The organism is Brasilonema sp. UFV-L1, assembly GCF_012912105.1.
Classification (GTDB): Bacteria; Cyanobacteriota; Cyanobacteriia; order Cyanobacteriales; family Nostocaceae; genus Brasilonema.
Genome location: NZ_QMEA01000170.1, coordinates 1 through 13,063 on the forward strand (window position 1 = coordinate 1; position 13,063 = coordinate 13,063).

At 42.9% G+C, this 13,063-nt stretch carries 15 protein-coding genes; 11 read left to right on the forward strand and 4 right to left on the reverse strand.

Annotated features, from left to right (window positions below):
- Window positions 1–510: 510 nt before the first annotated feature.
- A complete protein-coding gene (locus DP117_RS30180) occupies window positions 511–894 on the reverse strand; it encodes a hypothetical protein (RefSeq protein ID WP_169221886.1) in 384 nt (127 codons plus the stop codon).
- Between the two features lie 72 nt (window positions 895–966).
- Between DP117_RS30180 and rppA the strand changes: the two genes are divergently transcribed.
- From rppA to DP117_RS30235, 11 genes are all read left to right on the forward strand, one after another.
- A complete protein-coding gene (rppA, locus tag DP117_RS30185) occupies window positions 967–1,644 on the forward strand; it encodes a two-component system response regulator RppA (RefSeq protein WP_169221887.1) in 678 nt (225 codons plus the stop codon).
- 24 nt (window positions 1,645–1,668) lie between these two features.
- A complete protein-coding gene (locus DP117_RS30190) occupies window positions 1,669–2,949 on the forward strand; it encodes an ATP-binding protein (protein WP_169221888.1) in 1,281 nt (426 codons plus the stop codon).
- A gap of 286 nt (window positions 2,950–3,235) precedes the next feature.
- Window positions 3,236–3,580 (forward strand): DUF6152 family protein, encoded by a 345-nt coding sequence (locus DP117_RS30195; protein ID WP_169221889.1) that lies wholly within the window; start codon window positions 3,236–3,238, stop codon window positions 3,578–3,580.
- 42 nt (window positions 3,581–3,622) lie between these two features.
- Window positions 3,623–4,030, forward strand: a complete 408-nt coding sequence (locus DP117_RS30200; RefSeq protein ID WP_169221890.1) for a DUF6152 family protein — start codon at window positions 3,623–3,625, stop codon at window positions 4,028–4,030.
- Window positions 4,030–4,521 (forward strand): DUF6644 family protein, encoded by a 492-nt coding sequence (locus DP117_RS30205; RefSeq protein ID WP_169221891.1) that lies wholly within the window; start codon window positions 4,030–4,032, stop codon window positions 4,519–4,521. Before DP117_RS30200 ends, DP117_RS30205 begins: the two co-directional genes overlap by 1 nt.
- Before the next feature lie 467 nt (window positions 4,522–4,988).
- On the forward strand, window positions 4,989–6,266 hold the full coding sequence (locus tag DP117_RS30210) for a M28 family peptidase (protein WP_339381065.1): 1,278 nt from the start codon (window positions 4,989–4,991) through the stop codon (window positions 6,264–6,266).
- Window positions 6,267–6,342: 76 nt separating this feature from the next.
- Complete coding sequence (locus tag DP117_RS30215; RefSeq protein WP_169221892.1) at window positions 6,343–7,134, forward strand: trypsin-like peptidase domain-containing protein; 792 nt, start codon at window positions 6,343–6,345, stop codon at window positions 7,132–7,134.
- A gap of 126 nt (window positions 7,135–7,260) precedes the next feature.
- A complete protein-coding gene (locus tag DP117_RS30220; RefSeq protein WP_169221893.1) occupies window positions 7,261–7,983 on the forward strand; it encodes a pyridoxine 5'-phosphate synthase in 723 nt (240 codons plus the stop codon).
- Window positions 7,984–8,085: 102 nt separating this feature from the next.
- Window positions 8,086–8,781 carry a SnoaL-like polyketide cyclase gene (locus DP117_RS30225; RefSeq protein WP_169221894.1) on the forward strand — a complete coding sequence of 232 codons (696 nt, stop codon included), beginning with the start codon at window positions 8,086–8,088 and terminating at the stop codon, window positions 8,779–8,781.
- Window positions 8,782–8,866: 85 nt separating this feature from the next.
- Complete coding sequence (locus DP117_RS30230; RefSeq protein WP_169221895.1) at window positions 8,867–9,196, forward strand: MgPME-cyclase complex family protein; 330 nt, start codon at window positions 8,867–8,869, stop codon at window positions 9,194–9,196.
- A gap of 95 nt (window positions 9,197–9,291) precedes the next feature.
- A complete protein-coding gene (locus tag DP117_RS30235) occupies window positions 9,292–9,975 on the forward strand; it encodes a hypothetical protein (RefSeq protein WP_169221896.1) in 684 nt (227 codons plus the stop codon).
- A 33-nt stretch (window positions 9,976–10,008) separates the two neighbouring features.
- On the opposite strand, the gene DP117_RS30240 is transcribed toward DP117_RS30235, so the two are convergent.
- The 3 genes from DP117_RS30240 to folD form a co-directional block, all read right to left on the reverse strand.
- Entirely contained in the window at window positions 10,009–10,482 is a 474-nt protein-coding gene (locus DP117_RS30240) for a divergent PAP2 family protein (protein WP_169221897.1), read from the reverse strand.
- A gap of 134 nt (window positions 10,483–10,616) precedes the next feature.
- Window positions 10,617–11,543 carry a geranylgeranyl diphosphate synthase CrtE gene (gene crtE / locus DP117_RS30245; RefSeq protein WP_169221898.1) on the reverse strand — a complete coding sequence of 309 codons (927 nt, stop codon included), beginning with the start codon at window positions 11,541–11,543 and terminating at the stop codon, window positions 10,617–10,619.
- Window positions 11,544–11,852: 309 nt separating this feature from the next.
- The gene (gene folD / locus DP117_RS30250) at window positions 11,853–12,731 is read right to left on the reverse strand and encodes a bifunctional methylenetetrahydrofolate dehydrogenase/methenyltetrahydrofolate cyclohydrolase FolD (RefSeq protein ID WP_169221899.1); all 879 of its coding nucleotides are present in this window, start codon (window positions 12,729–12,731) and stop codon (window positions 11,853–11,855) included.
- Window positions 12,732–13,063 lie beyond the last annotated feature (332 nt).

The window sequence follows — 13,063 nt, forward strand, 5'->3', positions numbered from 1 at the left end:
ATAGCCGTAACACACCCTACTTAATATTTACTTTACTCACATCTTGCACCAAGAAAAGTTGATTGAATTTTAAAACTCAGTACGAAACCTAAGCCCTTATTTTCCTGAGAAAAGACAAGAAAAATCGTGTAACTTTCTTGCGCTGCTTTTGACTAAGTCCGGGCTTATACGGTTAGGTGCAAGATCTGAGTTTATAAATTACCTCTCAATATTCCGGTTTATAGACACAGCAAAGAACACACAAAATATATTACAGCAGCAATTCCTGAGTCAGGAGTCAGGAGCGGAGCAAGGAAAGCTCCGCCTCCGGTCAGAAGTAAAAAGAGCTTTCTATCTGCCTTTTAGACTTCAGTAGTGTACTTCATTTACTTGAAATGTGCTGTAACAGTTACCAGTTATCAGTTACCAGTTACCAATTACCAGTTACCAATTACCAGTTGTTAGTTATCAGTTATTAGTGATCAGTGTGTACTGTTCACTGGTCACTGTGTACTGTTTTAATATTCATTTTTAGTTTGATGCGCGCATCAACTTTCTCACATCATCGATTGGCAATCGTAACTCTTTGCTAATTGCTGCTTCCAAAGCACTAAGTTCTGTGATAGGAAATTCAAATTCTAGTTTTTTTTGCGCTTTGGACGCTGTTTTGACTCTAACTCTAGAAATACCTTGATGCTTTTTGATTTGAACTGTAATCGATAGTACCAGTGTTGGGGATTGCTTTGCTAATAATGTTTCAACTTTTAAGGGATTTGTTGATTGATGATCGCGCAGCAATATAGTGTCCATCACAAATCCACTCCCCACCCAAAAAGCCAATCCAAGCAATGGTAGGGGTAGCCAAAACTCTAATCCCAAAAAACGTAAAATCTTAAACCATCGGGATTGGAGCATAGATTAACTAGGTCTACTTTACAGAGACTACGTACACTAGGATAGAGAAAAAACAACAGCAGCGATCGCCCCATGTTAATCTTACTAGTGGAAGATGACCCAGCTCAATTAGAACCACTGCGAGCTGCGCTCACTAAAGCAGGACATATCATTGATGCGATCGAAGATGGAGAAACAGCCCAGTGGCTCTTATCTCAAAAAGATTATGATTTGCTGATTTTAGACTGGATGCTTCCTAAAGTCAGTGGTGTTGACCTTTGTCAGGAATATCGACGGGCTGGAAAAACTGCCCCAGTACTGATACTAACTGCTAAGGACACGACATCAGATAAAGTTTATGGTTTAGATGCTGGAGCAGATGATTATCTAGTAAAACCAGTTGATATTGTCGAACTGCTAGCACGGGTGAGGGCTTTGAGAAGGCGATCGCCACTTTGGCAAGGAGACAAACTTAGTTTGGCAGATTTACATTTGGATCTCAATAACCTGACTATTGAGCGAAATCAACTCACGGCTCAATTATCTGGTCGAGAATTTCAACTCATGGAGTACTTGATGCGCCATCCTCGTCAAATTCTATCTCATCATCAAATAGAACAAGCTCTTTGGGGATGGGGCACAGAACCAGAAAGTAATGCTGTGACAACACTGGTGCGCCGACTGCGACAACGCCTGCAAACAGTTGGAGCAAAAGATTGGCTAGAAAATGTTTATGCTATGGGTTATCGGCTTGATGCTCCCGAAAGATGAAATGACCTTGACTCTTGACTAATTATGTTTGTTCGTAGCCGTCGCAATTTGGCATACTTATTTACAATATCGATGGGGAGCATCTTCATCACATTTGCTGGCATAGCATATTACCTGGTTGTTCAACAGCAGCTTCAGACTTTTGATGAGAGACTTTATTCTGATAGCAAAGCTATTGCCAGAACTTCACTGTACAAGCTGTATAACAAACGAACTCAGTTTGAGCGAAGAGATAATCCAATTTTTGATGATACACTACCACCAATTAACAATGACTTGGCGTATGTTCGGTTGTACAAATTCAATGGAGAATTAGTTGATTCTACTGGTGTGTCTGGTTCAAAAAAATTAACTGTTGCTCCTGGTTTTCAAACTATTAAAATCAGTAGGAATCGCAATGGAGTTTCTACTACGAAAGAATGGTTTCGAGAACTAACGTCACAAGTTATACAAGATAATGTGTTGATTGGTTATGTTCAAGTTGCTGTCTCTCTGACTCCTCTACGTAAAAACTTAAATCGAGCAAGATTATTTTTGACAATAGGCTTACCAGTAACTTTAGGCACGATAGGTATTACTGGTTGGTTTTTAGGGGGACTTGCGATGCAACCAACTCGTCGGGCATACGAACAACTACAACGCTTCACTGCTGATGCTTCTCATGAGTTACGCGCTCCTGTAGCTGCTATTTTAAGTAATGCACAAGTGGCTTTGATGCCTCCACAGGATGAATTAGAGCAGCGTTTTCGTCTAGAAAATATTACGGAGATTGCGAAATCAATGAGCAATCTCATTAATAATCTGTTGTTTCTTGCTCGTCAGGATGGACCGTTAGATAACGCAATATTAAAAAGTATAGACCTTGTTGGACTCCTGCAATCTATAGCTCAAGAGTATCAGCAACTAGCAGTTGCACAAAATCTCAATTTGACTTCTGACTTACCCCAGTCACCTGTTAGCCTAAAAGCTGATCCAGATTTGTTAAAACAGGCGATTGTAAATTTACTTAGCAATGCTTTTAAGTACACTCCTGAGGGTGGTACAGTTGCACTCAGACTCTTGACACAATCGCACAGAGCCATTATTCAGGTAGAAGATAATGGTATTGGGATTCCTGAGGAAGATTTACCCCATATCTTTGAACGGTTTTATCGGGTTGATACAGCGCGATCGCGTCAAACAGGTGGCTTTGGTTTAGGACTGGCGATCGCCCAACAAATTGTCCAAGCCCACCGAGGACAGATTACGACAAAGAGTCTCCTTGGGCAAGGTTCAACCTTTCAAATTGAACTACCTCTAAAGTAGAGCGATAAGAAGTTTAATTTTTCATTCCTACCTAGCAGGGACTGACATTTTTTTGTCATACTTGCCTCTCACAATAAGAAATAACAAGAATCTCACATTTCTGTCATATTATGTTTGGTTTATCATCCACGATAACTTTAAAACTTTACTCCATCTGCGACATCCTGTCCCGCTAATAGGGAGGGATTCGAGGTGGGATCGCATAACACACCTGAATTCTTTCACAAAACTTAGCACCGCCAAACGTATGATTGCAAAGCGCTCTAAGTTCTTTTGGATAGCCATAATGACCGTAGTTGTGAGCCTTACTTTTGCTGGGAAGGTAGCAGCACACCACGGCTATGACACAACTTATGATGTTGGACATCCACGGACAATCACAGGGGTGATTAAAGCAGTCAGATATGCGAATCCTCACATTCGTATGCAGCTTCAAACAACTGGAGACTCTAAACGGGTTTGGAGGATTGACTTACCATCACCTACCCAAGCACAACGGCGAGGATTAACCCGAAGCTTTCTCAAGGTAGGGTCAACTGCAACTGTGGTAGGATGGCCTGCTTATGATGGTTCCAACGAAATGGGCGCGTCGCAAATCACGATTGGTGGAAAGACTGTGCAAGTGAACTGAGCAAAACAGTACGAAACTTAAGAAAAGCAGGGGAATCAAATCATGGATCATCAGCAACAGGCAAACAAAGCCATGCTCAAAAAAAGTTTTGTGCAGGCTGCACTGACTGCAGCAACAATTGCGACTTTCTTAGCTTCTGGAACTGAAAGTGCTAGCGCACACCACGGCTGGAGTGAGTACAACAACGAGCAAACACTCAATGTGACAGGGGAAATCCAGAACGTGAAGTACGATAATCCGCACACCACAATAGAAGTGAAAACAGATGATAATAAAGTATGGCAAGCAGTCCTAGCACCACCTGCCAGAATGCAGAGACGTGGGTTAGCCCAAAACGCTTTGCAGGTTGGGCAGCGAGTGAGATTAGTAGGCTACCCTCATCGCACTGAAACGAGTGAAATGAGAGCAGAACGAATCACTATAGGAAAACAAACAGTAGAACTACGCTGATGAACCTTGCTGAAACAAGCTGGTGGTTGTGGTTAGAAAACAGTGCCTTGTCCTCAGCAATTCGCCAGTGGCTATGGCTTTACCCAATGATTGAAACAACGCATATTCTTGGTTTAGCCATTGTCTTTGGTTCAGTTGCTTTGTTCGATTTCAGGTTACTTGGTTTCTCTCGTCACCTGTTGGTAACAGATATGGCACGATACCTCTTGCCCTGGGCTTACCTGAGTTTTGCGGTTGTCGTGCTATCAGGTTTCCTCCTGTTTGCAGTGGATGCAACTGAAATAGCAGCAAATCCAGCTTTTCGTCTGAAGCTTTTGCTATTGTGTACCACTGGGATAAATGCGGCTTTTTTTCATGGAGTGGCTTTGAAATCCGTTAAGTTTTGGAACCGGGGTGTGAAAACTCCAGTAGTGGTGAGGGCGATCGCAATCATTTCCCTTGTGCTTTGGACTGGTGTAATTATTTGTGGTCGCCTCATTGCATACGTTTAACAGTTATCAGTTGTCAGTTAAGCTCAGGACTTACGCAAAATAATGAAAAAATAAACCGCATTAGCGTTTGCGCAGCGCCCCCGAACGGGGCTAGCGTGTCCGATAGCGTTTGCGCAGCGCCCCTCTTGGGGCTAGCGTGGCGTTAGCCATAGGACATAGGACGCAAAGAGCACGAAGTTAAGAGAGTTTAAAAGAGTTTTTGCGTAAGTCCTAAAGCTGTTCCACATTTAATTTGCATTTTAAACCGCTCCAGGCGCAGCGGAAAGTCTGAGCGGAGGTTTCCTCCGTTAGCGCAAGCTCCTCAAAGGAGCGAGGCTCAGAGCTTTCCAAGACAGAGGACGCAGAGTAAGAGATAAAAGAGTTTGATGCTTTTTATCAAAACTTTAAATTATGCAAGTTATATGTGTTTTAGCTTACTATTTGTTCACTGTTCACTGGTTCTGCGATTTCTAACTGTAAGTACAAAGGTGACGAACACAAAATTCCAATCAATTCTTCTACTAAACAAACAAGCAAAATTATGGTTACAAACAGCGCTGGTAGCTGTTTTGGTTGGACTCCCTACAGCTTGCTTTGCTCAGCCAAATCGTGCAAGAGTTGTTATCCAGTCTCAAAGTGTCGTTAATGCTCAAGAGTCCAACCGTACTTTTGCAGATGTGCAAGCTTTAGTAAATCTTGGTCCGCGAGTGGCTGGGACACCAGTCATGGAAAAGGCAAGTGCTTATCTGATTGAAGAGTATCGCAAAGCTGGCTATGTGACTGAAGTCCAAACTTTTACTTATCCCAAGTTTCAAGACTTAGGCTCAAATTTGACTGTTGATGGAACGACAGTTGAGGGGAAAGCGCTCAATGGTACAATCCCTGGAAAATTGAATGCGCCACTGGTAGTGGTTCCTAATGTCGGACGCAAAGCTGATTTTGCTGCAGTGAATGTTAAGGGGGCTGTTGCCATTGTCCGGCGCGGTGAAATTCGTTTTTCGGAAAAAGCGAAAAATGCCTCTGCTGCTGGGGCTGTTGGTTTAGTGATTGTCAACAATCAAGTAGGGGATGTGTACGGAACGCTTGGTGAAGAGGTAAAAATTCCTGTTCTGGCTCTTTCCGGTAAGGAAGGTAATCCCTTAATTCAACGTGTGCAAAGTGTACCCTTGAATGTCAACTTGAATGTGAATGCCCAGCGACGTGTTGTCACAGGACGTAATATTATAGCACATCTTGCAGGTGTGACTGCGCCAAAAATTATTCTAGGTGGACATTACGACTCTGTACCTGGTTCTCCGGGAGCAAACGATAATGCTTCAGGAACAGCAGTTGTCCTGGCTGTTGCTCGTAATCTATCTAGTACGCCGACTGCTCGTCAAGCTTGGTTCATCGCCTTTGATGCTGAAGAAGACGGGCTGCACGGTTCGCGAGCTTTTGTCAATAAGGCACAGTCGCAGTTTCTTTCTGGGCTGAAAGCTATGATCAATTTCGATATGGTTGGTGTGAACGACCAATTGGGGATTGGTGGTACGTCATCTTTAACGAAATTTGCACGAAATCTTGACCCGCAAGTGAAAATTTTTGGCTCTTTTGGTGGTAGCGACCACGCACCGTTTGCAAACAAGGGCGTGCCAGTCATGTTTTTCTACCGAGGTCAAGAGCCGAATTACCACACACCAAATGATAAAAACGTAGACCTAAAACTTTTAAATGAAACAACTCAAGTAGCGCAGAATATTGTCAAGCAAATTGTTAACGCTAACTAATGAATGTGGTTGAGGAAAACGGCGTTTGTCTCCAATAATTCTGTCTCAAATCATCTTTATTTATAGGAAATTTACGATGTCCTCTTTTGTTTCTTTGAAAAAGTCTCTCACGAGTTTGTCTTTAGTATCTCTTGGAGCTGTGACGGCTTTGTTGGGTGTACATTTGATGCCCACAAATCCAGTACTGTCTGAGCAACCAATCGCTCAATTGCCCTCTGCGGCAATTGGCAACACAGATACTAACTTTGTTGCTTCTGCGGTAGAAAAAACCGGAGCTGCTGTAGTGCGGATTGACTCTACGCGCACTTTAAGAAATCCATATACGAATGGTAGACGAGTCGCAAGAGGTACAGGTTCGGGGTTCATTATTAGGTCGAATGGTCTGATTCTGACAAACGCTCACGTTCTTGGGGGAGCAGATAGGGTGACTGTAACTTTGAAAGACGGTCGGAGTTTCACAGGTCGAGTTTTGGGGCAGGATAGATCAACTGATGTGGCTGTTGTTCAGATACAGGCTAACAATCTGCCTGTAGTTAGTCTTGGTAATTCTGACCAGTTGAAACCTGGGGAATGGGCGATCGCCATTGGTAATCCTCTCGGTTTAGACAACACTGTAACAGTCGGTATTATTAGTGGAACAGACCGTTCTAGCCGTGCTTTTGGTTCCCGAGGTCAGGGAGTTGGGTTTATCCAGACGGATGCTGCGATTAACCCTGGTAACTCAGGTGGACCACTGCTGAATCAACGAGGGCAAGTCATTGGTGTGAACACTGCTATTATTCAAGGTGCTCAAGGATTGGGATTTGCAATCCCAATTAACTTAGCGCAGCAGATTGCTAACCAATTAATTGCTCAGGCGGCTGCTTAATTGCTCCTATCAAGCTGCAAGTGGGATGCGGGAGAACCCACTCAATCTTTTCAGACACCCTCTAAGACAGTTACCATTCAACTGTAAGATCAAAACCTGAGGACTGTGTATAGGGGGATAATCGGGTTGCCTACACTTGGTGTAAACATTGATCATATCGCCACCATTCGCCAAGCACGGCGGACGGTGGAACCAGATCCCGTGGCGGCGGCGATACTGGCAGAATTAGCAGGTGCAGATGGTATTACGGCGCATTTGCGAGAAGATAGACGACATATTCAAGAACGGGATGTGCGCCTGTTGCGACAAACAGTGAGAACGCATCTTAATTTAGAGATGGCGGCGACAGATGAAATGGTTGCTATTGCCCTAGACATCAAACCGGATTACATTACTTTAGTCCCTGAAAAGCGAGAAGAAGTCACTACAGAAGGCGGGCTGGATATTGTCGGTCAAATTGATAGAATAGGTGAGGTGGTTGATAAATTGCAAAGCGCTGGTATTCCTGTCAGTCTGTTTATCGATGCCGAACCTGCACAGATTGAAGCTTCTGTCAAGGTACAAGCAAAATTTATTGAGCTACACACTGGGCGATATGCTGAGGCTCAGGATGAAACTAGCCGCGAGCAAGAATTAGCCTTTTTATCTAAAGGGTGTGAGCAAGCAATAAATGCAGGGCTACGAGTGAATGCTGGACATGGACTCACCTATTGGAACGTCTATTCTGTGGCTTGTCTACCAGGGATGGAAGAACTAAATATTGGACACAGCATCGTTAGTCGCTCAGCACTTGTTGGTATGGAAAGAGCAGTCCGTGAGATGAAATTAGCGATGCGAGGTCAATTGTAACAACTCTCAGCATAACTCAATTATTTTGGGGTTCGACTGCGTAAATCCAGAAAGTTTTTGGTATGTTCAATACGATGATTATTTTCTGACCATAATTTATTTATGAGCGCAACACAGTCGAACGATACGCCACTTTGGGTACAAGATAGAGACACAGTCATTGCACATAGTCGTGACGCCCAGTGGCGCTATCAAACCCCTCCAGATTACTCTCGCTCAAAAGAGAATCTTGCAAAAGAAAGTACATACAACTTTCCTGAAGGTTCACTAGAAGCAATTGTCCAAAACTTAGTCAGAACTTTTGAGATGGAAGCATCGTTCAAAACCAACCCACAGCAGTGGTTGTCGGTTGTGAACGAACACTTTCGTATGAGTAGTAATGGTGGCCCTGTTTATACAGCTTCAGATGTGGTAGAGGCTGGCACTTATAATTTATTTATCGGTGATACAGAAGAATACAAGGCATCTGAGGAAAACTTTGAATCATCAGCCAATCTTTTCCATACTGCATTTCCCAAAGGATTTTTATGGGAAGTGCTTGAGGTTTTCTCTGGTCCACCAAATGTTACGTTTAAATGGCGACATTGGGGAACTTTTAGCGGTACATATAAAGACTATACACCAACAGGAGAGACGGTAGAAGTCATCGGTCTAAGCTTGGCGCGTGTCACTGATGACTTGAAAGTTCTTTCCATAGAGCACTACTTCGACAACAGTCTCTTCCTAAAAAAGCTAACAAGCTCTCATAAACAAACAACTGTCGAACAGCTAGAAGGTGGTTGTCCCTTCCATTCCTAAATCAGGTACTTTATGTTTTAGTTATTGTGTAAGACACAGCGCAATCTGTATGTGTCTTACCATCACTGATTAACAAAGGATGAAAATGCAAAAATACTATTACGTTTTGGCAAGTCAACGCTTTCTTCTTGAAGAAGAACCAATGGAGGAAGTTCTCAAGGAACGCACTCGTCACTACCACGAACAAGAGAAAGAAATTGATTTTTGGGTGGTTAGGCAACCAGCTTTTCTGGAAGCATCCCAAATGTCAGAAGTTAAGGCAAAATGTCCTCAACCAGCAGTGGCGATTATTTCCACGAATCCCCAATTTATTACCTGGTTAAAACTTCGATTAGAATATGTCCTGACAGGCGAATTTCAAGCTCCTGTACCAGAAATCCCTGATGCGTTGGCATCTGTTGCTGCTGTATCTTAAATATATGGTCATTAGTCATTAGTTACTAGTTATTAAACTATAGACTATTGACTAATAACTCAATATAATCTGTTGAGAAAAATCAATAAACTTTTATGTATAAGACTGTTGTTCAAAAATTTCAGATACCAAATACTTTTGTGAGTGGTTTAGTGCTAGCTATTATTGGGTTAAGTAGTGGGATGAATTCTGCTTATGCTCAACAGCAAGAGCTTCCTGTCTGTCAACCTCCTAATGCTGGTGAGTATCTTTTGTTGGTTAATAGTCCAACAACAGAAAATCAGAAGCAGTTACGTCAAGCCTTACCGCCTACTACTAAGACAACCATCTGTCGATATATCAAAGACACAGTGACGCGGATTGGTGGGTTTAACAAGATAGATGATGCGAATAGTTGGGCGAGGTATATCAACAATATTGCTGGGTTATCTGCTATAATCACCACCCGACCGTCAGAAGTCGCACAGAAACAGAATACAGTCACACCAGCACCGCCGATTCAGACTGTTAGCTATAAACCCGAACGTTTGGGAGAAGGTTTGGCTGTATTAGTAGATTATTATAACCAACCAGAACTTGCGAACAAAGTGCGGGATGCTGTGAAAGGAGATGTGGGTTTTGTTTCCTACGGACAACGCCCTTATTTGCTAGCTACTTACACGACTAACCAAAAAGAAGCATATAGCACGCTGAAGAAGCTGAGCGAACAAGGTTTTTTTGCCGTACTTGTAGATAGTCGTAAAGTGATGCTACTGCGTTCAGCCGTGCGTTTGCAGTAGCCCTCAGCAAAATGTAGTCACTTTTTTGATGGATTATGGACTGACAATTAATACGCCGGTTGATTTGGCCAACCACGAAATAGTTATACCCAACGCCGATCCAACAATAACTTGGACAGGTGTGTGTCCTAGTAGTTCTTTGAGGCGATCGCCATCAAACTCTGGGTGTTCGTGAAACAATTCATCAATCATCTGATTCAGAATACGGGCTTGCTTTCCAGCAGCTTGACGAACTCCAGCAGCATCATACATGACGATAATGGCAAAAACCGCTGCCACTGCAAATTCTGAGGAAGCCCAGCCAAGAGTTTGCCCGACTCCGGTTGCAAGAGCTGTTACCAATGCAGAATGAGCACTAGGCATACCTCCAGTTGTCACTAAAACATTTACGTTCAGTTTACGATTCTTGACGAGTTCAATGACAAGCTTTAATGCTTGAGCCATCAAACAAGCTCCCACAGCAACCCACAACACTCGGTTGTCTAATATGTGGCTTATGTCCTGCATGCTATTTTGATGAAATGAAAAGTTATAAATTCTGAATGATGAATTATAAAAAGAGATATGAATTATGAATGATAAATGAGAAAATGTAAAGCAGTCCCGTTTTTATCATTCATGATTCATCATTTATCGTTTGTTTAATGCGTACGATTGATGATAAAGTGCGCTAATTCCTTTAGAGGCAAAGCTTTATCTCCAAAGGGTTCTAATTCGGCACAAGCATCCTCAATAAGTTGTTGAGCTTTTTGTTTTGATTCTTGCAGTCCCCAAAGGCTAGGATAAGTCACCTTTTGAGCCTGTTGGTCTTTTCCAGCAGTTTTGCCCAATTGCTCGTCGGTTTGAGTAATATCTAGAATGTCATCAACAATTTGAAAGGCAAGCCCAATGTTTTGGGAATAGCGAGTCAGTCGTTGCACATCTGAAGATGATGCTCCTGCTATGATTCCACCACAAACAACGCAAGCTTCTAAAAGAGCACCCGTTTTGTGATTATGAATAAAATTCAACGTTTCTAGGGAAATATCTGTCTTCCCTTCTGATTCTAAATCAAGTACCTGACCACCAACCAAGCCAGTCGCTCCTGTGGCGTAACCCAAACGAGCAATGACTTGTACAACTCGCTCCAGTGGTACATTTTGAGTATGAGTGGCGACATACTCGAATGCATAAGCTAATAAGCCATCCCCAGCTAAAATTGCAATATCTTCACCATAAACTTTGTGATTTGTCAACTGACCGCGACGGTAATCATCATTATCCATTGCTGGTAAGTCGTCGTGAATCAAAGACATTGTGTGGATCATCTCCACAGCACAAGCGGTTGCAAGTGCCATTTCGATGGTACCGCCCATCATCTCACAGCTAGCAAGGCAAAGAATCGGGCGTAAACGCTTACCTCCTGCCATGAGCGAGTAGCGCATTGCTTCATAAATCTTTTCTGGATAACTGATAGGAATAGCTTTATCTAAAGCAACTTCACAAAGCTTTTGTCGCTCTTTGAGATAAGCTCGTAGATCAAATTTGACTTCTTCTGGAGTTTTTTGAATGTTATCAGCTGCTACCATCCCTAAATTCCCTAAGTTCTGTTATACACGTAACAATTTTACGAGAAAGAGTCACCCCCAAAGGGGAATTCAAAATTCAAAATTCAAAATTCAATCCGAAAGAATGATTTTTTGGAATTTTGAATTTTGTACGTAGGTGATTCGCCATGAGTCATTTGTTATATTTTTGCCGACAATAGGATTTACGCACGCATGACTAAAAACAGCGGGTTGCGATTGCTAGCCCCTTAGGGGGCCTGCGCTAACGCTGCGATCGCTGCGGACTATGATTACGTTGTTCGTGCGTAAGTCCTGGACAAAAGACTATTCCTAACTATGGAAACGTTGGCTATAACTCTCCACTGTATTTTGTAGCAAGATGGCTACAGTCATTGGACCAACACCGCCAGGAACTGGTGTGAGAAATTCTGCGACACCAGCAGTTGACTCAAAGTGGACATCGCCAACTAGACGACTATCACCGCTTGACTCTACAACACGATTTATTCCCACATCTACCACAACAGCGCCCGGTTTCACCATGTCAGCAGTGATGAGTCCTGGACGACCGACTGCTGCAATCAGAATATCAGCATTTGTGGTGATCGACTGTAAAGAGTGCGATCGCGAATGAGCAATAGTCACAGTCGCATCTGCCTCTAGCAACATCAAAGCAAGTGGTTTGCCCACCAAAATACTACGCCCTATCACCACCGCTTGTTTTCCCTGCAAAGGAATGTCATATTCCTGCAACAGCCGCATAATCCCAGCGGGAGTGCAACTGCGTAAACCGGGTTCTCCTCGCACGAGTCGCCCTAAGTTAACTGGATGCAATCCGTCAACATCTTTATCTGGAGTTATTTGATGCAAAAGCGTCACAGCATCCAAGTGGTTGGGTAGGGGTAATTGCACGAGAATACCATCCACCCTTTGATCATGATTGAGTGCAGCAATGACTTCTTCTAGTTCTGCTTGAGTCGTTTGTGTGGGAAAATGCTTGCCAAAAGACTCAATACCCACTTTCTGACAAGCGCGTTCTTTACCACGTACGTAAGCCGCTGACGCTGGGTTATCGCCCACCATCAGTACTGCTAAACCTGGCGGGCGTCCTTTTTGGGGTTGCAATTGTGTAATCGCTGCAGAAAGTTCTTGCTGAATTTTGTTAGCTAAAGCTTTACCATCAAGAAGCTTGGCTGTTTTTGTTTCCATTAAAACTCCCATTAGTACGCTACGCCTTGGTTTTGCTGTCTCATGTTTGGAGTGCAAATAGCAAAACCACATTCATTATCTTCTCAGATTGGTTGTCTGAGAAAACTTTAGAAACCAGAATTGGTGAATCTTCTTTATAAAAGTTATGTACTGTACAAATTAACCATAATGTGGATGATGAAATTTGGTTGTTTCAAGTGTTAGCGATACCAAGCTCACCTCCTGACAACCTTGTAAAGTAAAGTAGGAGGCAAAAGTACCAAAAAGCAGTTATGTACGTCTAATCACTAGGTAACGTTAAATCGTAGTTAATCGCATTAAATCTCTATTAA